Consider the following 19,815-nt stretch of genomic DNA (forward strand, 5'->3'; position numbering starts at 1 on the left):
CGCGCTGCGGCCGTACGCCGGTCCCTGGAACGCGCGCTTGGCGGCCCATCTCTTGCGCCGCGCGGGGTTCGGCGGTTCGCCCACGGAGATCGAACGTCTGGCGGGGCAGACGATGCACGCCGCCGTCGAGTCGACGATCCATTTCCCCTCGACCGCGAATCTTCCGGCGCCGGAGGACGCGTACGATCCAAGCTCTGACCTGCTCTCCTTCTATCGCGGCGGCGGCTTCCGCTCCGCGGACGAAACCGCCAAACGCGAGTTTCGCAAAGGGTTGCGCAAAAAAGAGCGCCAGTCGATTCTCTCCCTGCAGAGTTGGTGGCTCAACCGGATGCTCGCCACGCCGGCACCGCTGCAGGAGAAGATGGCGTTCTACTTTCACGGACACTTCACGACCGCCGCGATTCAAAAGGGCGTCTCGCCCGCGATGGTCTACGCGCAGAACCAACTCTTCCGCGATAACGCCCTCGGCAATCTGCGCGACCTCACCTGGAAGGTGTCGATCGATCCCGCGATGCTGATCTACTTGGATAACTCCAAGAACGACGCGTCGCACCCCAACGAAAACTACGCGCGCGAATTGATGGAACTCTTCACGCTGGGGGTCGATCACTACACCGAAGCGGACGTGCGCGAGTCGGCGCGGGCCTGGACGGGCTGGAAGCTGCGGCGCATGGGCGGCCAAGCGTTTTTTCAAGCGGGCGCGCACGATAACGGTACGAAGACGTTTCTGGGTCGCACCGGGAACTTCGACGGGCGCGCGATCGTCGACACGATCTTTAGCCAGCCGCAATGCGCGAAGTTTTTCGCGAGCAGCTTGCTCAATGCGTTCGTCTACAATAATCCGGAGCCCGAGTTGGTAGACGCGGTCGCGGGATTGATTGCCAAGCACGACTACTCGCTCGCGCCGGTCATGTCTGCCTTGCTGCAGAGCAACGTGTTTTACTCGCCGCGCGCGTACCGGGCACTCGTAAAAAGTCCGGTGGAATATCTCGTCGGCACCTACAAAGCGCTGGGCCTCACGCAGATCGATCCGAGCGCGCTGCGGGCGCTCAACCAAATGGGGCAGATCCTGTTCTATCCGCCCAACGTTGCCGGTTGGCCGGGCGGCTCGAACTGGCTTACGAGCCAAACCACGATCGCGCGCGAAAATTTCGTCGCCGGTTTGGTGAACTCGCCGATGATGAGCGGCGATACGTGGCTCACGAGCCTTCCGATGAAGGCGCTGCCGGCCGCGCAGGCGCTCGTAAGTACGATCCTGCACGGCGACTCGTCGCCGCGCGGCATCGCGCAGATCGCCGACTATCTCAACGGCGTCAACACCTCGGCGCTCGGTATGCTCTCCGGCGAAAATTACGCCGAACGCGTCCGCGGAGCCGCCTACCTCACGATGGCCATGCCCGCGTACCAATTAAGCTAGCAGCACTGTCCTTCGACAAGCTCAGGATGACAATATGAAACGATCGAAATTTTTACTTGGTGCGTGTAGCGGGTTGACGGTGGTCGCCGGTACGCAGAGCGTGTTTGCGCGAGCGCTGGCGGCGGCGCCGCTGCCGGGGCTGCCGGGCGGCAGCGACCGGGTGCTGGTAATCGTCAATCTGCAGGGCGGCAACGACGGCTTGAACTGCGTCGTGCCGCACGGCGATCCGGCCTACTACCAATTGCGCCAGCGCATCGGGATCCCACAGAGCCAAGTGCTTTCGATCGACAGTCACGTCGGCCTCAACCCGACGATGAAATCGTTCAAAGATATGTACGATAAGGGCCTCGTCGCGATCGTTCAGGGCGTTGGGTATCCCAACCCCGATCACTCGCACTTCCGCTCGACCGAGATTTGGCAGACGGCCGCACCGGAACGGTACGAACACACCGGCTGGCTCGGACGCTATCTCGACGACGCGAATCTTCCCGCGAACAATCTCTTCAACGGGATCGCGCTCTCGCAGGTGCTTCCCGAAGTGATGGTCGCCGCCAAGACCGACGTTCCCGCGATCGCACAGTTGCGCGGCTACGGGCTCGTGAGCGATCGCAACACCGCATCGCGACGCACGTATAGCGAACTCGTGAGCGACGACCGGCAGCCGTTTTCTTCCCCGTATCTCGCGCACGTCGCCGAGATCGAAGATCACGCGCAGAAGGGCTCGCAAGAGTTGCCCAAGCTCATCGGCGGCTACACGACGACCGCATCGTATCCGGCGACACCGCTCGGCCGCAGCCTCGCGCTCGCCGCGCAGATCGTGGGCAGCAAAACCGGCACGCGCGTGCTCTATCTGCAGCATGGATCGTTCGACACGCACATCAATCAAAAAGCCACGCAGGACCGGTTGCTCGGCGAACTCTCGGATGCGATGAAGGCGTTTTACGACGATCTCGCGGCTCACGGCAACGACAAACGCGTGCTCACGATGACGTTCTCCGAATTCGGCCGCCGTCTGGGCGAAAATGCCAGCGCCGGAACCGATCACGGCGAGGCTTCGCCGCTCTTTCTGATCGGCGGCGGCGTTAAGGGCGGAATGTACGGCAGCTATCCGGATCTTACCAACACGAGCGACGGGAATCTGCGCTTCACAACCGACTTCCGCCAAGTCTATGCAACCGTACTCGAACGCTGGCTCGGCCGCCCGTCGGCGCCGATCCTCCAGGGGCACTTTCCGGGCATCGCAGCGCTCGCGTAGGCGAGCCGCAGGGCGCGCGGCGCGCTTCGTGCAATCTCGCGGGCGACGTGAACTCGATTCTTTTTCTCGGCACGGGCGGCGCGCGCTTCGTTGTCGCGCGCCAGATTCGCGCATCCGGCGGGATGTGGATGACCTTCGGCGCGACGCAGATCCACGTCGATCCCGGCCCCGGCGCCCTGGTGCGCGCCCTCTCGCACGTGCCGGCCTGCAATCCGCGCGAACTGGATGCCGTCGCGCTCTCGCACAAGCATCTCGATCATTCCAACGACGTCAACATCATGATCGAAGCCATGACCTCCGGCGGCTTCGTCAAGCGCGGCGTTCTGCTCGCGCCCGAAGATGCGCTTTCCGGCGAACCGGTCGTCTTTCCGTACGCGCAGCGATTCGTAGAACGCGTGGAGACGCTGCGCGAGCGCGGCGGCCCCTACCGCATCAACGACGTCGAGATTCGCACCTCGATCGCGCACGTGCACGCCGTCCAGACGTACGGCCTGCACTTTCGCCACGAGGGCCGCACGGTCTCGTATCTGCCCTGCGGGCGTTTTTTTGACGGTCTGATCGCCGACTATCGCGAGCACGCGCCCGACGTGCTGATTCTCAACGTGCTGCGTTTTCGCGACAGCATGAACGTGGATCACCTCACCTTCGATCAAGCGCGCGAGATTATCGCCGGCGTGCGGCCGAAGGTGGCCGTGCTGCAGCACTTCGGAACCAAGATGCTCGAAGCGAACCCGGCGCGGCTCGCGCGAGATCTTGAAACGGAGCTCGGTTTACGAGTGATCGCGGCGCGCGACAATTTGTTGCTCGACGTGGAGACCGAGATCGCAGCGCATGCCGATTGAGATCGCCCGCGTGCGCCCCGACGCACTCGAGCCGTTCTTTCGCGCGAACGAACGCGAAGCGCTGCGCACGTTCTACAACTTTAGCGTGGTCTGGCACGAGGAACGCTACCAGCTAGCCGCGCGCGACGGCGAGACGATCGCAGGCGGCGTGCAGATTCGCGTCGCCGCATCGCTCGCACAGGTCGAGACGATCGTCGTACTGCCCGAGTTTCGGCTCCGCGGCATCGGCCGCGACCTGCTCTCGCAGGCCGCCGACCTAGCGAAGTACTACAACTGCCACAAAATGTTCGTCGCCGTTCCGCACGCAAGCCCCGCCCAACGCTTCTTCGAACGCTGCGACTACCACCAAGAAGCCGTCCTCCCCCAACACACCTTCAAACTCGACATAGCCCTCCTCCGAAAATTCCTACTCTAGCCCCCATAACAAAAAAGAGCAGAGAGCGGCGCAGCAAACATTTTTTGTCATCCTGAGCTTGTCGAAGGACAACGCACCGAACAAGCTCATGCACCGAACAAACTCATGCTTCGACAAGCTCAGCATGACAAAAAAACAAGAGGAGAGAGCGGCGCAGCAAGCATTTGTTGTCATCCTGAGCTTGTCGAAGGACGACGCACCGAACCCGCTCATGCTTCGACAAGCTCATGCATGACAAAAAAAACAAGAGGAGAGAGCGGCGCAGCAAGCATTTTTTGTCATCCTGAGCTTGTCGAAGGACGACGCACCGAACAAACTCATGCACCCAACAAGCTCATGCTTCGACAAGCTCAGCATGACAACAAAAAAAGGTTACGGGCGGCGGTGTGGGTGGGCGAAGTTGGGGAAACGGGGGTGGGGGCCGTGCAGCAGCGCGGCGCGGCGGGACATGAGTTGATCCATCGAATGCCATTGCGTGCCGACGCGGTTGCGATGCTGCGCGAAGGCGCCGTCGTAGAGGTAGACGGCGCCGGTTCCGGCGCTCGCGGTTACGACCGGTCCGTTCGAGCCGAGCGTCGCCTGCTGGTCGTTGCCGCCGCCCGAGAAGTTCGCTTTGCGATTGAAGCTCGAGAAGATGCGCCCGCTCGAACTGTGGGCGCCGATCTGCGCGTTGCCCGAACCGACGCCGAGCGCGACGTTTCCGTACAGCGATTCAAAATGCGCGAGTCCCGGCTCGAACGTGCCGTTGTCGTAAACGATCGTGCCCGCAATCGACGAGACTTGAATCTGCTTGGTGTGGCAACGCTCGAAGAAGATGTTCCCCATCGCGGTGCGGGCGTGCAATTGATCGAACGACGAGTCCACCGCAAAGATCGGACCGCGCACCGCTTCGGCGTACCCGTTTCCGGCGACGTTTTGCATGAGGATCGCGCCGCCGAAGACGCCGAGCACGAAGGTGCCCGTGCGATAGTTCTGCAGCGAGATTCTTCCGCGGCCGACGCGCGCAACGATGAGCGCCGTCGATGCCGGTACTGAAATCTGCACGTCGACCGGATCGGTCGAGGTGGACCGGATTGCGACGCCTTGGTGATCGTTCGTGGGGACGGAGGTCAGCGGGAATTCGTTGGCGGGCAAGGCCACCGGGCCGTTGGGACTATTGATCGTTCGCGCGAGAAAGACGATCGGCGTATTCAGTTGCCGGGCGACGGCGGGGGCGCCGTACTCTTTGACCTCGACGCCGGCGGGCGCGCTAATGCCGATCTCGCTTCGATCCCAGGTTTTGATGGTGACGGTTCCGGCGCGTACCTGCACCTTGAGAACCGGCGAACTACCGGCATCGACGGTCTGCGGTGCGGGCGCGGCCGTCTGCGCGCTCGCGTTCGTACGCGGCGCAAGAAGACCCAATAGCAATGCAAGGACGACGGCGACTGCCGTGACGCCTCGCGAGGGAGCCCGTTCGTGCACGTTCTTATTGTACGTAAAGCGCTCGCGAATCGGCATGAGAATCAGGATAAATTACGATTCGCGGTCGTCGAGCCGCGGGAAACGGGCTCGCAGGAGCGCTCCGCCGCCCGGCGCCTGCTCGGCCTCCACCCGGCCGCCGTGGACCCGCGCGATCGACCGCACGATGGCCAGGCCGAGCCCCGTTCCGGGCACGGCGCGGTTGCGGGATTTATCGGCGCGATAGAAGCGGTCGAAAACGAACGGCAGTTCGTCGCTTGCGATGCCGGGCCCGGTATCGCTGACTTCAACGATCCCCTCGCGTTCGGTCGCCGTGACGCGCACCGTCACGCCGCCGGCATCGGTAAATTTGATCGCGTTGTCGATCAGATTGCTGATCAGCTGGCGCAGCAAGCTGGCGTCGCCGAGCACGATGGGGCGGCTCGCGCCGCTTTCCAGATGCAGCGTCAACCCTTTCTCCGTCGCACGCTGCGACGTGCCGGCAATCGCGTCGCTCGCCACTGCGGCCAGCGACATCGGCTCGCGCGCGATCGCGTCGCCCGAATCGGCTTTGGCAAGCGTGAGCATACCGCTCACCATGCTCGCGAGCGAGGCGCTCTCGTCGACGATCGTCTCCAAACTCTCGCGCCGAATCTCTTCGTCGCGATCGCCCCAGCGCACGAGCATCTGGGCATTCGCATTGATCGAGGTCAGCGGCGTCTTCAATTCGTGGGATGCATCGGATATAAACTGCCGCTCTCGCGCGAACGCCTCTTCGAGACGCGCGAGCAGTTCGTCGAACGTTTCCGCGAGGCGTCCGATCTCGTCTTGCCGATTCTTCCATTTCACGCGGCGATTGAGCCGGTCGGAACCGATCTCCCGCATCGCGCGGGCCAGCTCGTTGATCGGATTCACCGCCTGCGACGCCAAGATCGCCGAGAGTGCGATGACGGCGAGCACGGCGATCGCGATGATGATGGTGAGGCCCTGACGCGTCTGCATGAAGGCGCGGCGCAATTGATCGAGCGGCTCGCCGACGTGTACGACCAGCCGCGTTGGCCCGGCGACGAAGAGTTCGCTTTCCACCAAGAACGGGCCGCGCTGCGTGAGCTCCTGCGCGAAGCTCTTGGAGTGTCTTGGAGTTAGCCCCGTGGCCGGCGCAAAACGCATCGAGCCCATATTCGAACTCTTCGCCAGTTGATAGCCGTGCGCGTTGTCGACTTGAATGAAGCTGCTCGGCGACGACCATCGTTCGAGATTCTGACTTGCGAGAATCGCCGAGAGCGGAACCGACGTATCTTGAAGCACGAACGCGTTGGGCGAAGGCAGCGTCGCAATCTCGATCTCCTGCATCGTGCGGTTGACCTCGCGCGTGGCCTGTTCGAGCAGAATCGCTTGAAACCGAAATGCGATGACGAAACCGACCACGATAATGACCGCAATAAGCAGCGCCGCATACCACGACGCAATCCGCCAACGCAAAGACCGCACCCTAAACCCTCACATCGAGCTCACGCATCGCCAACTCGTCCTTCGACGAGCTCAGGATGACAGGGCAGCAACGCGCGCCATCGCTCCCCCGTTTGTCATCCTGAGCCTGTCGAAGGACGGAGCCTGTCGAAGGATGGAGTTTGTCGTAGATGACAAGGCTAGTCTTTTATGGTGTAGCCGACGCCGCGTACGGTGCTGATCAGTTTTTGGTCGAAGCCGTCGTCGATTTTGCCGCGCAGGTAGCGGATGTAGACGTCGATGAGGTTGGAGTCGCCTAAGAAGTCGCTGCCCCAGACGCCGTTGAAGAGTTCGTCGCGCGAGTGGACTTTGTTGCGATGCAGCAAGAGATATTCGAGCAGCGCGTATTCCTTTGCGGTCAGGTTGACGGCTTGGCCGGCGCGGGTGACCTCGTGGCGATCGCGATCCATCACCAGATCGCGATAGTCGATCACGTTGCTAGCCGGGTTGCGCTCGCGAAGCCGCGCGCGAATGCGCGCCAGCAGTTCTTCGGTGGAGAACGGTTTGGTGAGGTAGTCGTCGGCGCCCATATCGAGCCCCGCGACGCGCTCGGGGACGCGATCCTTGGCGGTGAGCATGATGATCGGCACGCGGCTTTTAGCGCGGACGCGCTTGCAGACTTCCATGCCGTCCATCTTGGGCAGCATCAGATCGAGGACGATCAAATCGGGTTCTTTAAGCGCGCGTTCGAGCCCGGCGAGTCCGTCGCGCGCGGTTTCGACCGTGTAGCCTTCGTGTTCGAGTTCGAGTTGTAAAACGCGATTGATCGCGGCGTCGTCTTCGATGACGAGAATTCGAAATTGCTGCGCGGTTTTCTCCATACCCCCGATTATCGGCTAGTACGGCGCTGCGGTACAGGCAATGAGATGAAGGTTGCCTGAGAAATCCAGAACGAGGCGGCGCCGCCGACCGCGATCCACAGCAGCGTCGCCGGTTGGGTGATCGCATCGAAGGCGCTCGCGCTGAGCGATGTGAACGACGCGATGATCGTATTGGCCGCGCCTCCGGCGACCAGGAAGCCGGCCCAGACCATCACGGCGATAATGGCGCCGAGCGTCCACGCTTCCCAAAGTTTGAACGGGGTGGCCGGGAGCGATGGGCGATACACGGTACTTGCCAAAATCGAAGCGCGCAGGCCCGCGGGCGGCTCCTCGAGCGGCATCGCAAACAGGGCTCGGTCGAGCTCGTCGTCGCTGTGGTAGTTCATTCCGGTACCTCCATCGCGCTTTCGTTGAGAATGCGCCGCAGCTGTTCTTTTGCCCGGAACAGGTGCGTCTTTACCGTGCCCATCGGTAATCCTAACACTTCTGCAATCTCATCGTATTGTTTCCCCTGCAAGTGATAGAGCGTGATGACCGTCCGGTACTTCTCCGGGAGCGCCGCGATTGCCGATCGCAGCCGGCGCGCTTCGTCGCTTGCTATGGCGCTCTGTTCCGGCGTGGGGCCGCTATCGGCCCGTTCCGGAAGCGCTTCGTTCGAGTAACGCTTGCGGCGGGCCAAACGGTCGCAGCAGGCGTGATAGGCGATCGAAAAGATCCAGGTCGAGAACTTGGCGCCCGCCTTGAAGGTCCGCAGACTGCGGTAGGCTTTAAAGAAGGCTTCCTGCGTCACGTCGCGCGCCTCTTCGGGATCGTGCATCGTCCGGTAGGCCAAATGGTAGACCGCCCGGTCGTAGCGCTCGACGAGCGTTCCGAACGCCTCGGAGTTGCCCGCCAGCGTGGCGGCAACCAACTCGGTGTCGTCGGGTCGCGCTACCGTATCGATGAACGGTGCCTCCAAGAGCGCTGCAGCCACGTCCCGTGTACGGGGCAGAGAGGTGCGGTGTTTCGCTGAAACACGGGGGCCGCTGCAGCGTATCTGGGACAGCACACCAAACCGGAGGCGCGAGTAGCCATGATGGTCATCCTAAATAGCCGAGGTCCCTTTAACCGAATGCCGTTCCCGCAGGAGCATATCTCCGCGCCCGGACTTCGTGCGACCTTCGCCGGCTGGGGACCGAAACTCTAAACATGCCGTATTCACGAAGCGGGCTCATCATCATGCTCGTGGCGGTCGAGCTGCTTATCGCGGGGGTTGTGATCGGGCTGATGCGCGGCGAACACCTGGGACTCTCGGCTCAAGCTGCGGGACTGCATCGCATCGCGTTCGTTCCTCAAACGTTCGCGCCGATCGACGCGGGTGCGGCGCCGCACGTCATCATCGACGACCCGGATTCGCGCGTCGTGGTTGCCGCCTCCAGCGACAACCGCGTCCACGTTACGGATCGCACGTCGGCCGGGGGATTCATCTACGGCGCGGCGCAACTCGCGGCGCTCCACGTCGAGCGAACGGCCGACGGCGTGCGTATCGCGCGCCCGTCGAGCGGCGGCTTCGTGAACATCGGGTGGATCGAGCGACGTGTGGAGATCGCCGTGCCGGCGGCCGCATCGCTCGATATCCTGCGAAGCTCGGGCGCGCAAGTGAGCGATCTCACCGGATCGGTCGGCGTCCACTCGAACGACGGCTCGATCGTTCTGCAGGGACTGCGCGGCGCGACCGATGCGAAATCCGACGACGGTCACATCGAGGCGCACGACGTTCGCGCCGATCGGCTGACGATGGCCAGCCGCGACGGACGTTTGGTGCTCGACGGAGTCGCCGTTGGATCGCTCGTCGCAAGCACTCGGGACGGCAGCGTTCGTGCCAATGACCTGCGGCTCTCGAAGGCCAACATTCACACCGATGACGGCCCGGTCAGCTTACACTTTGCCGACGCGGGCAATTTGAACGTACGAGCGCACACATCGAACGGAAGGATCCGCGTAGACGGCCGCTCGACGCATACCGATGACGACGCGGTGGAGGGAACCTACACGCTCGGCAATGGTGCCGGCGCCCTAGACGTTTCGACACAAGACGGAACGATTACCATGACGACGAACGGAGCCCAATAAGACATGTCGGACAATGACGTAGGAGCCCTTGCGATACTGATGGTCTTCGGACTGCCGCTGGCATATGGCATCATCAGCCGCGTGTTCGCCCATCACGAGCGACTGGAAATGATCCGCCGCGGAATAGCGCCGCCCCCCGATCCGCGCTGGATGCGCAAAATGGCCAAGAGCAAATGGTACGATCCGGCAACCTACGGCGCGACCCCGTATTGGGTCCAGCCGCCGCAGCAGCCGTACGTCGCCCCGCCGGCCTACGACCCGTACGGGTACACCCTCTATCAAGCGAATCGACAACTCCGGTCCGGCATCGTCGTCACGCTCGTCGGTTTCGCGATCTTGGTCGGGCTCTCGCTCATCCATCCGGGCCACCCCGGGGCCGAGCTGCTCGGCGGGTTGATCCCGCTCTTTATCGGCATCGCGCAGATCATCTTAGCGCTGCTCTCCGGAGCCCGCTTCGGGGCCTTCACGCTCGGGCCGGCGCAGGCGCCCCCGCCCCCGCCGCAGGCCGGTCAGCCGCAAACGGGCGCGAGCCCGCAACCGCCCTTCGGCGCTGCCGGCCCGGATATTTCGCCCGGCGGCCCGTATGGGTGGCGCCCCGGTCCCACGGCCGAGTTAGAGCGCCCTAGCCCGCCGCCCGACGCACGGCGGCAGTGAGAAAAGAAGAGGACCGCCGATCCGGGCGGTCCTCTTTATAATTGCGTTGTTTCGGAAGGGTCATCTACACGAGACCAGGGCGATTGCCCATCCAGCCGCAGTTCTCGTCCGGACCAAATACCCGTCGGACGTGCGGTCGTACACTTGATAGCCCGCTCTAAGCGCGTCGGCTAACGATTTGAAGACCATGAGACCTGCCATTTTCCGTGGACCCCCCTTTCTTTTTTCTTCTTCTATAATCTATAACGGCTTTTGTCGTACGAGAGTTCAGTCTTTTCTCGCATTGTTTCTTAAATTTTTCGTTACGGAAGTATGTCGGCCGCGTTCCGAGAACTCTGCGGCATGCCCACGCTCCAGTCGCTCGCGGCGGTGCATTCAACGACCGTGCTCGATCGGACGGAACTCGCGCCCGGCGTCCTCCTCTTAGGAGTACACGCACCGAACCTCGTCCACGTGACGCGCCCCGGTCAGTTCGTCATGGTCATTCCGCCCCACGGCGAGCGTGCGGCCGTCGCACTCGGCATCTACGAAGCATCTGGCGATCGCGCCAGCATCATGTTTTTCGTTGCCGGGCCCCGTACCGCCGAACTCGCAACCCTGCGACCCGGCGATCCGCTCGATCTTACCGGCCCGCTCGGGAACGGCTTCGATCTCTCCGCTAACGTAGGTACTGTCGCGATCGTTGCAGGCGGCGTCGGCATCGCCTCCGTGCTGCTTCCGGCCCAGGCTCTGGTTGCCGCGGGTGCCGCGGTCCATTTGTACTACGGAGCGCGCACGCTCGAATTGCTCGTCGATAAAGACAAGTTCGCGGAAAACGGCGTCGCATTGCATTGCGCTACCGATGACGGGAGCTACGGCCATCGAGGTTACGTCACCGGCTTGCTCGAGAACGCAGTGCCCAAACCCGATCTAATCCTCGCCTGCGGCCCATCGCCGATGCTGCGCGCCACCGCCCGCGTTGCTGAAAAGCTCAACGTTCCGGCGCAGCTTTCGCTCGAAGAGACCTTCGCCTGCGGCGTCGGCGGCTGTTGGGGCTGCACCGTCCCGCTCGATCGCCGCAGCGCTCAAGCTCCAAACTTCCCCGGCGCCGACGCCGGCGGCAGCGAGATCGTCAACGCCCGCATCTGCAAAGAAGGCCCCGTGTTCTGGGCGCACGAGTTACGGTGGCAATAGTGCCAGTAGCCGGCCATGAGGCGAGATGGATAGCCAGGGTGACAGGGGGCGGGGGTAACAAACCTGCAACCGACCCGGGGGCATCGCACGTATGGTAACGATGAAACCCGATCTTTCGGTGAAGCTTGGGAAGCTTGAACTGAAGGTTCCGACGTTGATGGGGAGCGGCTGTTACGGCTCGGGCGAAGAGTTCGAAGCGTTCGTCGATTTGTCGCAGATCGGCGGCGTCGTGCTCAAAAGCGTGACGCGCGCGCCGCGGTTGGGAAATCCAACGCCGCGGCTGGTCTCGACGCCGGCGGGGATGCTTAATGCGATCGGCTTGCAGAATCCGGGAATCGATTGGTATCTCGAACACGACGTCGCGAAGTTTGCGAGCCGGCCGTGTGCGGTGATCGGAAGCGTGGCCGGATTTTCGGTCGACGACTATGCCTACACCACGGAGCGCCTGGCCAAGCGCCCCGAGATCCACGCGATCGAGATCAATATTTCGTGTCCGAACGTGGCGGCCGAGGGCGAGACGTTCGCGTGCGATCCGAAGCTGACGCAGCGCGTGGTGCGGGCCGCGCGCGAAACGACCGATAAAACGCTGATCGTAAAGCTCTCGCCGAACGTCACCGATATCGCAGCGATCGCGCGCGAGGCGCAGGCGGCCGGTGCCGACGCGCTCGCCGTGATCAACACGGTGCGCGGGATGGCGATCGACGTCGACCGCTGGGCGCCGCGGTTGGGCAACGTGACGGGCGGCCTTTCGGGCCCGGCGATTCGGCCGATCGCGGTGCTTGCCGTCTACGAGGTTGCGCGCGCGGTGACGATTCCGATCGTCGGGCAGGGCGGAATCGAAACGACGACCGACGCGCTCGAATTTTTCCTGGCCGGTGCGAGCGCGATCTCGATCGGCACCGCGAATTTTACCGATCCGCGCGTGCCGTTGCGTATCGTCGAGGGCTTGCGCGAGTATCTCGTCAGGCGCGGCGTCGGCACGCTGGCGGAGATCGTCGGCAAAGCGAACGTCGGATTTGCTAACGCCTACCAATACGAAGGGGATGAGGGATAATGGCTCAGTTAATCGTCGCGCTCGACGTCGATACGCCCAATCGGGCCGAAGGGTTAATCGACGAACTCTACGAGCTCGACGTGATCTTTAAGGTCGGTTTGGAATCGCTCTTCGGGTATCCGGACCGGATCTTCGCGCACCTCGAGGCGCGCGACGTGCGCTTCTTCATCGATGCAAAATTGCACGACATTCCGCGAACGGTCGGAGCGGCCGTCAAGGCGCTCGTGCGGCCCGGCGCGCACATCATCAACGTGCACGCCTTGGGCGGCGACGAAATGATGCGCGTCGCGGTCGAAGCCGCGCAGGAGCGGGGGAGCGAATTGGGTATTGCGCCGCCGCACATCTTCGCGGTGACGATTCTCACGAGCATTGCGGCCGACGAGTTGAACGAACTCGGGCTGCGGGGCGGCCCGGGCGAAAACGCCACGCGCCTGGCGGCGCTGGCGCGCGATGCCGGCTGCTCGGGAGTGGTCTGCAGCGCGCTCGAGGTTCGCGATCTCAAAGCGTTTTTTGGCGAAGATTTCTTAACGCTCACGCCGGGCATTCGTCCGATCGGAGCGGTTCACGCCGATCAGAAGCGCGTGACGACGCCCGCGCAAGCCGTCGCCGCCGGCTCGGATTACTTGGTCGTCGGTCGTCCGATCACCGAGGCGGCCGATCCGCTCGCAGCGGCGCGCGCGATCCTCGACGAGATGCGGGCGCCGGCCGCTCGATGACGATCGATCTCACGACCGAGTTGCAAAGCCGCGGCGCGCTGCTCGACGGCCATTTCAAGCTGAGCTCCGGACGGCATAGCAACCGATTCATTCAGAAGTTCCGCATTCTCGAAGATCCGCGGTTGCTCGAGCCGGTCGCGCGCGCGATCGCCGATGCGTTCGTGCAGGCGAAACCGACGATCGTGGTAAGCGCGGCCGTCGGCGGCATCGTTCTCGGGTACGAAGTGGCGCGGGCGCTGCACACCAACGCGATCTTCGTTGAAAAGCAGGACGGCGTTGCGAAGCTGCGACGCAATTTCGTTCTCGCACCGGCGGACCGCGTACTGGTGGTCGAGGACGTCGTGACGACCGGACTCTCCGTTAAGGAAGTGATCGCGGTCGTGCGCGCGAGCGGCGCGAGCGTCGTCGGCGTCGGCGCGATCGTGCAGCGCGGCGCGGTGGATTTCGGCGTTCCCACCTTCGCGCTGCTCGATATGCCGATCGTTTCGTACGAAGCAGGGGAGTGTCCGCAGTGCGCGGCCGGCGAGCCGATTACCGACCCCGGTTCGCGCCGAGCGTAGTGACGCCGCGCGGCTGATGGACGACCTCACGATTCGGCCGGGCGACGCCCGCGATCGGGACTTCATCCAAACGCTCGGGCGAAGTACGCTGCGCTCGTCGGTCGCACCGTTTCGGTTCGTTACGGATGCCGTACTGGCGGCCAGCTACGAGCGGCTGCTCGAGGTCTTTTACGATCAATCGCACGTGGCGCTGGTCGCGCGGCGAGGCGGCGAAGCCGTGGGCTTTTTGCTCATGCTCGACGAGTTGCCGGACGAGGTGACCATGAGCCCGCAAGCCTTTATCGCCTACATGGCCGTGGTCCCCGCGATGCGCGGCCAAGGTGTGGGCAAGGCGTTGCTCAAAGCCGCCGAAGATGAGGCGCGCAGGCGCGGATTGCCGTATATAGGGTTGATGGTGACCGAGGAGAACGTCGCAGCCCGCGCGCTCTACGATAGCGTAGGGTTTCGCACGGAGCGGCGCCTGCTGTGCAAAACGCTCTAGGTCCGATCGACTGGCGCCGTATACTCCAGGCGCTCGGCTTCGTCGCGCTCGCGATCGCGGCGCTCGTCTTCGCCGCGCACATTCCGCGAACGATTACGATTTTCGTGATCGGCGCGTTCATCGCATCGGCCGCCCATCCCATCGTCGCGCTCCTCGAACGTCGCCGGATCGGCCGCCCGTTCGCCATCGCGATCGTGTACCTCGTGCTCATTTCGATCGCCGCGCTCTGCGCGTTCTTGATCATTCCGCTGACCTTCGTGCAGGCGCAGGCGCTAGTGAACAACTTGCCGACCTATCTCCAAGGGTTTCAAGAGTGGCTCTTGGGCGTGCAGGGAGCGATCCAGCGTCATTTCCCGAGCGTCAACTTGCCCGCACAACTCCTCAACGTCAAGCAGATCGGGAGCGATCGGCTCGCCGGCATGTTCAACGCCGGGCTCTCGTCGATAGCGTCGATCGCGCTGAACATCGCGACCGCGGCGTTTATCACGGTCTCCTCGCTGATTCTCTCGATTTTCTTTCTGCTCAACCATCGGCGGCTGGGCGAGGGATTTGCGGCGATGTTTCCAGCTAAACGGCACGACGAAGCGCGCATGCTCGCAACCGAGATCGTGCAGATCTTCGGCGGATATATCGCCGGCCAAGTGATCGTGAGCGCGATAACGGGCGTCGTCATCGCGATTTTAACCGCCATCTTCGGCTTCAAGTTCGCGCTCTTTCTCGGTCTCATCAGCGCGATCGGCTACGCGATTCCGATCGTCGGCATGATCGCCGTGCAGATCATCGGATTGGCGATCGCCGCCCCGCAGGGGTTGGGAATGGTGATAACCGTCGAGGTGATCCTCTTCGTCATCCCCCGCTTCTCCGATAACGTTTTGGTGCCGAAAATTATGGGCAGTTCGGTCGGCGTTTCGCCGATCGGCGTGATGTTTGCGGTCTTCGCCGGCGGCGAACTTTTCGGGCTGCCCGGGCTGATCTTGGGCATTCCGGCGGCGGCGCTAGTCAAGCTGCTCTGGCGATACTTCGCCGTTCCGTGGCTGCGCGGCGGGGTCGAAATCGAAAAGCCGGGGTCAGTTGGATAAGCATCGCGCGGCTCCGAGCGCGCTCGCGCTCGGAGCGCTCGGCGTCGTTTTCGGCGACATCGGAACGAGCCCGCTCTACGCGTTCAAGCTCTGTTTTGCGGGCCAATTCCCGGCCGCGCTTACGCCCGCGAACATCCTGGGAATCGTGTCGCTGATTCTGTGGTCGCTGGTCGTGGTCGTCTGCGTGAAATACGTTACGTTCATGCTGCGCGCCGACAACGACGGGCAAGGCGGAACGATCGCGCTATTGGCACTGCTCTCTCCGCGCAAACGCACGGCGCTTCCGTTGGCGCTCTCGGGTCTGGCGCTGATGGTGCTCTTGGGCGAGTGCATGCTCTACGGTGACGGAGCGATCACGCCCGCGATCTCGGTCATCTCGGCGCTCGAGGGCCTCGACGTTTGGACCACGGCGGCGCATCCGTATATCGTACCGGCGTCGATCGTCGTCTTGCTGGCGCTGTTCTTCATGCAGCGGCGCGGTACGGATCGGATCGGCAAATTCTTTGGACCGGTAATGGTGCTGTGGTTCGCCGTGCTCGCGATCGCCGGAATTCACGGAATCGCCGAAAACCCGAAAATTTTAGCGGCGATCAGCCCGCTCTACGCCGTCGATTTCTTCCTGCGCAACGGCTTGCGAAGTTTGCTGATTTTCGGAGCGGTCGTTCTCTGCGTGACGGGGGTAGAGGCCCTCTACTCCGATCTCGCACATTTCGGCCGCAAACCGATCACGCTCGCCTGGTATGCCGTCGTCTTCCCGGCGCTGATCGTGAACTATTTGGGGCAGGGCGCCATCACGCTGCTCGATCCGCGCGCGCCGTCGCCGTTTTTCGCGCTCGTTCCGCGCTGGGGCGTAGTGCCGATGGTGCTGCTCGCAACCGTGGCCACCGTTATCGCCTCGCAGGCGCTCATCTCGGGCGTCTTTTCGCTCACGCAGCAGCTCATGCAGCTGGGGTTCGCGCCGCGCTTTCGGATCGTACACACCTCGCGCGCGCATTCCGGGCAGATCTATATCCCGGCGATCAACACGATGCTCGCGATCGTGTGCATCGCACTCGTCCTCGCGTTTCGCTCGTCCGAAGCGTTCGGCGGGGCCTACGGTCTGGCGGTAACGATAACGATGCTCGTGAGCAGCCTCGCATTCTTCGAGCTGCTGCGGCGCCGTTGGAACTGGCCGATCTGGGGAGCCGTTGCGCTGGTCGGGCTCTTTCTGCTCTGGGACGTGCCGTTTCTCGCCGGCAACCTCTCGAAAGTCATGTCGGGCGGCTGGGTGCCGCTGCTGATGGCCGGCGTGCTCTTCGTGTTGTTCAGCACCTGGAACCGCGGACGCCGGCGCTTGATGACCGATTTGACGCCGCAGACGATGTCGGTGGCCGATTTTCTCACCCAGACTCAAAACGACGCCGCGCACGTTCGCGGAACGGCATTCTTCCTGACCCCCGATGCCGATGGCATTCCGTACGCGCTACAGCACACGTGGCTGCGCAACCACATCGTTTTCGACACGGTCGTCCTGCTGACCGTGCTGAACGCAAATCAGCCCTTCGTGCATCCCGACCAACGGATCGAAGTTGAGGAACTCGCGCCGCGGCTGCTGCGCGTGCGAGCGTGGTACGGGTTCATGCAGGAGCCGAGCATTCACGACATCCTGCGCCATCTGCGCAACACGCGACCGAACGCGAACTTCCGCGAGCCGTCGTACTATCTCGCGAGCCCCAAAATTCGCCCGGACTATTCAAAGACCGGGCTGCCCGCGTGGCAGCGAATGCTCTTCCTTTGGATGACCCGCAACGCGCGGCCGCTTACCGATTCGTTGGGGCTGCCGCCCAACAGTATCATCGAATTCGGCGTCGAAGTGCAGATCTAAATGTCGGACCATGCCCTCGCCTTACAAACGCTCGATGTGCGGACCTCGCGGCGCCGGGCCGCCGGTCCAAACGTGCTCGCGATCGCCGCACTCGGAATCGTCTTCGGCGACATCGGCACCAGCCCGCTCTACGCGTTCACGCAGTGCTTTACGGGCGATTTTGCCGCGACGCCGACGCCGGAGAACATCCTCGGCATCCTCTCGCTCATTCTGTACTCGCTCATCGTGGTCGTTTGCATCAAGTACGTCGCGTTCTTGCTGCGCGCCGACTACGATGGAGAAGGCGGCACGCTGGCGCTGCTCGCGCAACTCGTCCCGGCGCGCAAGAGCGGCATGCCGGTCGGTCTCGGGGCGTTGGCGCTGCTGGTGCTGTTCGGTTCGGCGATGCTCTACGGCGACGGCGCGATCACGCCGGCGATCTCGGTCATCTCCGCAATCGAGGGACTCGACGTGTGGACGACGGCCGCGCATGGATTGATCGTGCCGCTCTCGGTGCTTATTCTGATCGGGCTCTTTGCCGTGCAGGCGCGCGGAACGGGGCGCATCGGTAAACTCTTCGGTCCGATCATGCTGGCCTGGTTTCTCGCGATCGGCGTGCTCGGCATCGTCTCGATCGCGCACAATCCGCAAGTCATTCGCGCCGTCAATCCGCTCCACGCCATCCTGTTCTTCGTTCACAACGGCGCGCGCAGTATCTTGGTCATGGGCGCCGTGGTGCTCTGCGTGACCGGCGCCGAAGCGCTCTACGCGGATCTCGCGCACTTCGGGCGCAAGCCGATCACGCTTGCGTGGATCGTGGCCGTCTTTCCGGCTCTGGTGCTGAATTATTTCGGACAAGGCGCGCTCGCCTTGCGCGATCCGCACGCGATCGCCACCTCGTTTTACGCGCTGGTTCCGCGCTGGGGACTCATCCCGATGGTACTGCTCGCGACGATCGCCACGGTCATCGCCTCGCAGGCGCTGATCTCCGGCGTTTTCTCGCTCACGCAGCAGGCCATGCAGCTCGGCTACGCCCCGCGCTTTCGCATCGTTCATACGTCGCGCCACTACGCCGGGCAGATCTATATGCCCGCGATCAACGCGATGCTCGGGGTCGTCTGCATCGTCCTCGTACTGACGTTCAAATCGTCGGCGGCGCTTGGCGGCGCCTACGGTTTGGCCGTGACGGTTACGATGCTTACGACGACGATCACGTTCGCGCGGCTGCTCTACAAACGCTGGCAGTGGCCGCTCTGGCGGATCGTGCCGCTCATCGGGCTCTTCCTGCTCTTCGATACGCTCTTTCTCACCGGAAATCTCTCCAAGGTGGTCTCCGGCGGCTGGGTGCCGCTCGTGATGGCGCTCGCACTCTTCGCGCTCTTCGTAACGTGGAATCGCGGGCGGCGCCGCTTGATGCGCGATCTCACGAGCAAGACCATGCCGGTCGAGGCGTTCCTCAAAGAGACGCGCGACGATGCCAAGAACGTTCGCGGAACCGCCTTCTTTCTCACGCCCGACGCGACCGGCATCCCGTTCGCGCTGCAGCACACGTGGCTGCGCAATCACATCGTTTTCGACACGGTCGTTTTGCTGACGATCCTCAACGATAGCCAGCCATTCGTGCATCCCGACGATCGCATCGAACTGGAGGAGATCGCGCCGCATCTCATGCGAGTGAAGGCCTCGTATGGCTTCATGCAAGAGCCGAACATTCACGACATCCTGCGGCATCTGCGCACGGTTCGCCCGAACATCGAGTTTAGGGAACCGACCTACTATTTAGCCAGCCCGAAGATCCGTCCCGACACCACGCCCGGCCGCTTACCGCGCTGGCAACGCTCGCTGTTCTTATGGATGATCCGCAACGCACGCCCCCTCACCGATTCCCTCGGCCTCCCCCCCAACAGCATCATCGAATTCGGCGTCGAAGTAAAAATCTAACCCCCACGCAAGCTCATGCTTCGACAAGCTCATGCTTCGACAAGCTCAGCATGACACGGGGGGGGAAGGCACCGCTCCTGGTCATCCTGAGCTTGTCGAAGGACGGCGGGAGTTACATTGATTCGGGAGCGCTGACGCCGACCAGGCTTAGGACGCGGGCTAGGACGGTTTTGGTGGCTAGGCAGAGGCCCAGGCGCGCGATGCGCTCGTCGCGGTTTTCGACGAGGATCTTTTGGCCGCTGTAAAACTGGTGGAAGTCGGCGGCGACGTCGCGTGCGTAGCGCGCGAGGCGATGGGGCGCCAGGTGTTCGGCAACGTTTGCCACGACGCGCGGGAGTTCGGCGAGGCGGCGCGCCAGCGCAATCTCGCTTTCGTGCGTTAACGCGCCGAGTGCGTCGCCGGCTCGCGCGGCGTCGACGTCGGCGGCGGCGGCGTTGCGCAGGACCGATGCGATCCGCGCGTAGCCGTATTGCACGTAAAAAACGGGATTGTCGTTGCTTTGT

At 63.1% G+C, this 19,815-nt stretch carries 20 protein-coding genes; 14 read left to right on the forward strand and 6 right to left on the reverse strand.

Annotation, left to right across the window (positions count from 1 at the left end):
• The 4 genes from VIG32_04260 to VIG32_04275 form a co-directional block, all read left to right on the forward strand.
• A partial coding sequence (locus tag VIG32_04260) for a DUF1800 domain-containing protein (protein ID HEY8297219.1) occupies positions 1–1,417 on the forward strand: 1,417 nt, incomplete at its 5' end.
• 34 nt (positions 1,418–1,451) lie between these two features.
• Complete coding sequence (locus tag VIG32_04265; GenBank protein HEY8297220.1) at positions 1,452–2,672, forward strand: DUF1501 domain-containing protein; 1,221 nt, start codon at positions 1,452–1,454, stop codon at positions 2,670–2,672.
• 47 nt (positions 2,673–2,719) lie between these two features.
• Complete coding sequence (locus VIG32_04270; protein ID HEY8297221.1) at positions 2,720–3,514, forward strand: MBL fold metallo-hydrolase; 795 nt, start codon at positions 2,720–2,722, stop codon at positions 3,512–3,514.
• A complete protein-coding gene (locus VIG32_04275; GenBank protein ID HEY8297222.1) occupies positions 3,504–3,929 on the forward strand; it encodes a GNAT family N-acetyltransferase in 426 nt (141 codons plus the stop codon). The genes VIG32_04270 and VIG32_04275 overlap by 11 nt, the downstream gene beginning before the upstream one ends.
• 372 nt (positions 3,930–4,301) lie before the next feature.
• Here the strand turns inward: VIG32_04275 and VIG32_04280 are convergent, their stop codons facing one another.
• The 5 genes from VIG32_04280 to VIG32_04300 all read right to left on the reverse strand — a co-directional run bounded on the left by VIG32_04280 (position 4,302) and on the right by VIG32_04300 (position 8,672).
• Positions 4,302–5,429 carry a hypothetical protein gene (locus VIG32_04280; GenBank protein HEY8297223.1) on the reverse strand — a complete coding sequence of 376 codons (1,128 nt, stop codon included), beginning with the start codon at positions 5,427–5,429 and terminating at the stop codon, positions 4,302–4,304.
• A 15-nt stretch (positions 5,430–5,444) separates the two neighbouring features.
• Positions 5,445–6,851: a HAMP domain-containing sensor histidine kinase gene (locus VIG32_04285; protein HEY8297224.1), complete on the reverse strand. Its 1,407-nt coding sequence runs from the start codon at positions 6,849–6,851 to the stop codon at positions 5,445–5,447.
• A gap of 167 nt (positions 6,852–7,018) precedes the next feature.
• A complete protein-coding gene (locus VIG32_04290) occupies positions 7,019–7,699 on the reverse strand; it encodes a response regulator transcription factor (protein ID HEY8297225.1) in 681 nt (226 codons plus the stop codon).
• Positions 7,700–7,707: 8 nt separating this feature from the next.
• Positions 7,708–8,085 (reverse strand): hypothetical protein, encoded by a 378-nt coding sequence (locus VIG32_04295; protein ID HEY8297226.1) that lies wholly within the window; start codon positions 8,083–8,085, stop codon positions 7,708–7,710.
• Positions 8,082–8,672, reverse strand: coding sequence for a sigma-70 family RNA polymerase sigma factor (locus tag VIG32_04300; protein HEY8297227.1), 591 nt, complete (start codon positions 8,670–8,672; stop codon positions 8,082–8,084). Before VIG32_04300 ends, VIG32_04295 begins: the two co-directional genes overlap by 4 nt.
• Positions 8,673–8,887: 215 nt before the next feature.
• Between VIG32_04300 and VIG32_04305 the strand changes: the two genes are divergently transcribed.
• From VIG32_04305 to VIG32_04350, 10 genes are all read left to right on the forward strand, one after another.
• Entirely contained in the window at positions 8,888–9,811 is a 924-nt protein-coding gene (locus VIG32_04305; protein ID HEY8297228.1) for a DUF4097 family beta strand repeat-containing protein, read from the forward strand.
• 3 nt (positions 9,812–9,814) lie between these two features.
• Complete coding sequence (locus VIG32_04310) at positions 9,815–10,465, forward strand: hypothetical protein (GenBank protein HEY8297229.1); 651 nt, start codon at positions 9,815–9,817, stop codon at positions 10,463–10,465.
• 342 nt (positions 10,466–10,807) lie between these two features.
• On the forward strand, positions 10,808–11,638 hold the full coding sequence (locus VIG32_04315; protein ID HEY8297230.1) for a dihydroorotate dehydrogenase electron transfer subunit: 831 nt from the start codon (positions 10,808–10,810) through the stop codon (positions 11,636–11,638).
• 100 nt (positions 11,639–11,738) lie between these two features.
• Positions 11,739–12,692 (forward strand): dihydroorotate dehydrogenase, encoded by a 954-nt coding sequence (locus tag VIG32_04320; GenBank protein HEY8297231.1) that lies wholly within the window; start codon positions 11,739–11,741, stop codon positions 12,690–12,692.
• Entirely contained in the window at positions 12,692–13,408 is a 717-nt protein-coding gene (gene pyrF / locus VIG32_04325; GenBank protein ID HEY8297232.1) for an orotidine-5'-phosphate decarboxylase, read from the forward strand. Before VIG32_04320 ends, pyrF begins: the two co-directional genes overlap by 1 nt.
• Positions 13,405–13,968 (forward strand): orotate phosphoribosyltransferase, encoded by a 564-nt coding sequence (gene pyrE / locus VIG32_04330; GenBank protein ID HEY8297233.1) that lies wholly within the window; start codon positions 13,405–13,407, stop codon positions 13,966–13,968. Before pyrF ends, pyrE begins: the two co-directional genes overlap by 4 nt.
• Positions 13,969–13,984: 16 nt before the next feature.
• Positions 13,985–14,449: a GNAT family N-acetyltransferase gene (locus tag VIG32_04335; GenBank protein HEY8297234.1), complete on the forward strand. Its 465-nt coding sequence runs from the start codon at positions 13,985–13,987 to the stop codon at positions 14,447–14,449.
• A complete protein-coding gene (locus VIG32_04340; protein ID HEY8297235.1) occupies positions 14,434–15,528 on the forward strand; it encodes an AI-2E family transporter in 1,095 nt (364 codons plus the stop codon). The genes VIG32_04335 and VIG32_04340 overlap by 16 nt, the downstream gene beginning before the upstream one ends.
• Positions 15,521–17,392, forward strand: a complete 1,872-nt coding sequence (locus VIG32_04345; protein ID HEY8297236.1) for a KUP/HAK/KT family potassium transporter — start codon at positions 15,521–15,523, stop codon at positions 17,390–17,392. Before VIG32_04340 ends, VIG32_04345 begins: the two co-directional genes overlap by 8 nt.
• The gene (locus VIG32_04350) at positions 17,393–19,312 is read left to right on the forward strand and encodes a KUP/HAK/KT family potassium transporter (protein ID HEY8297237.1); all 1,920 of its coding nucleotides are present in this window, start codon (positions 17,393–17,395) and stop codon (positions 19,310–19,312) included.
• A gap of 112 nt (positions 19,313–19,424) precedes the next feature.
• Here VIG32_04350 and VIG32_04355 read toward each other — a convergent pair.
• On the reverse strand, positions 19,425–19,815 hold a 391-nt coding region (locus tag VIG32_04355; protein ID HEY8297238.1), incomplete at its 5' end, for a DALR anticodon-binding domain-containing protein.

It is taken from the genome of Candidatus Baltobacteraceae bacterium, from assembly GCA_036559195.1.
Lineage (GTDB): Bacteria > Vulcanimicrobiota > Vulcanimicrobiia > Vulcanimicrobiales > Vulcanimicrobiaceae > JALYTZ01.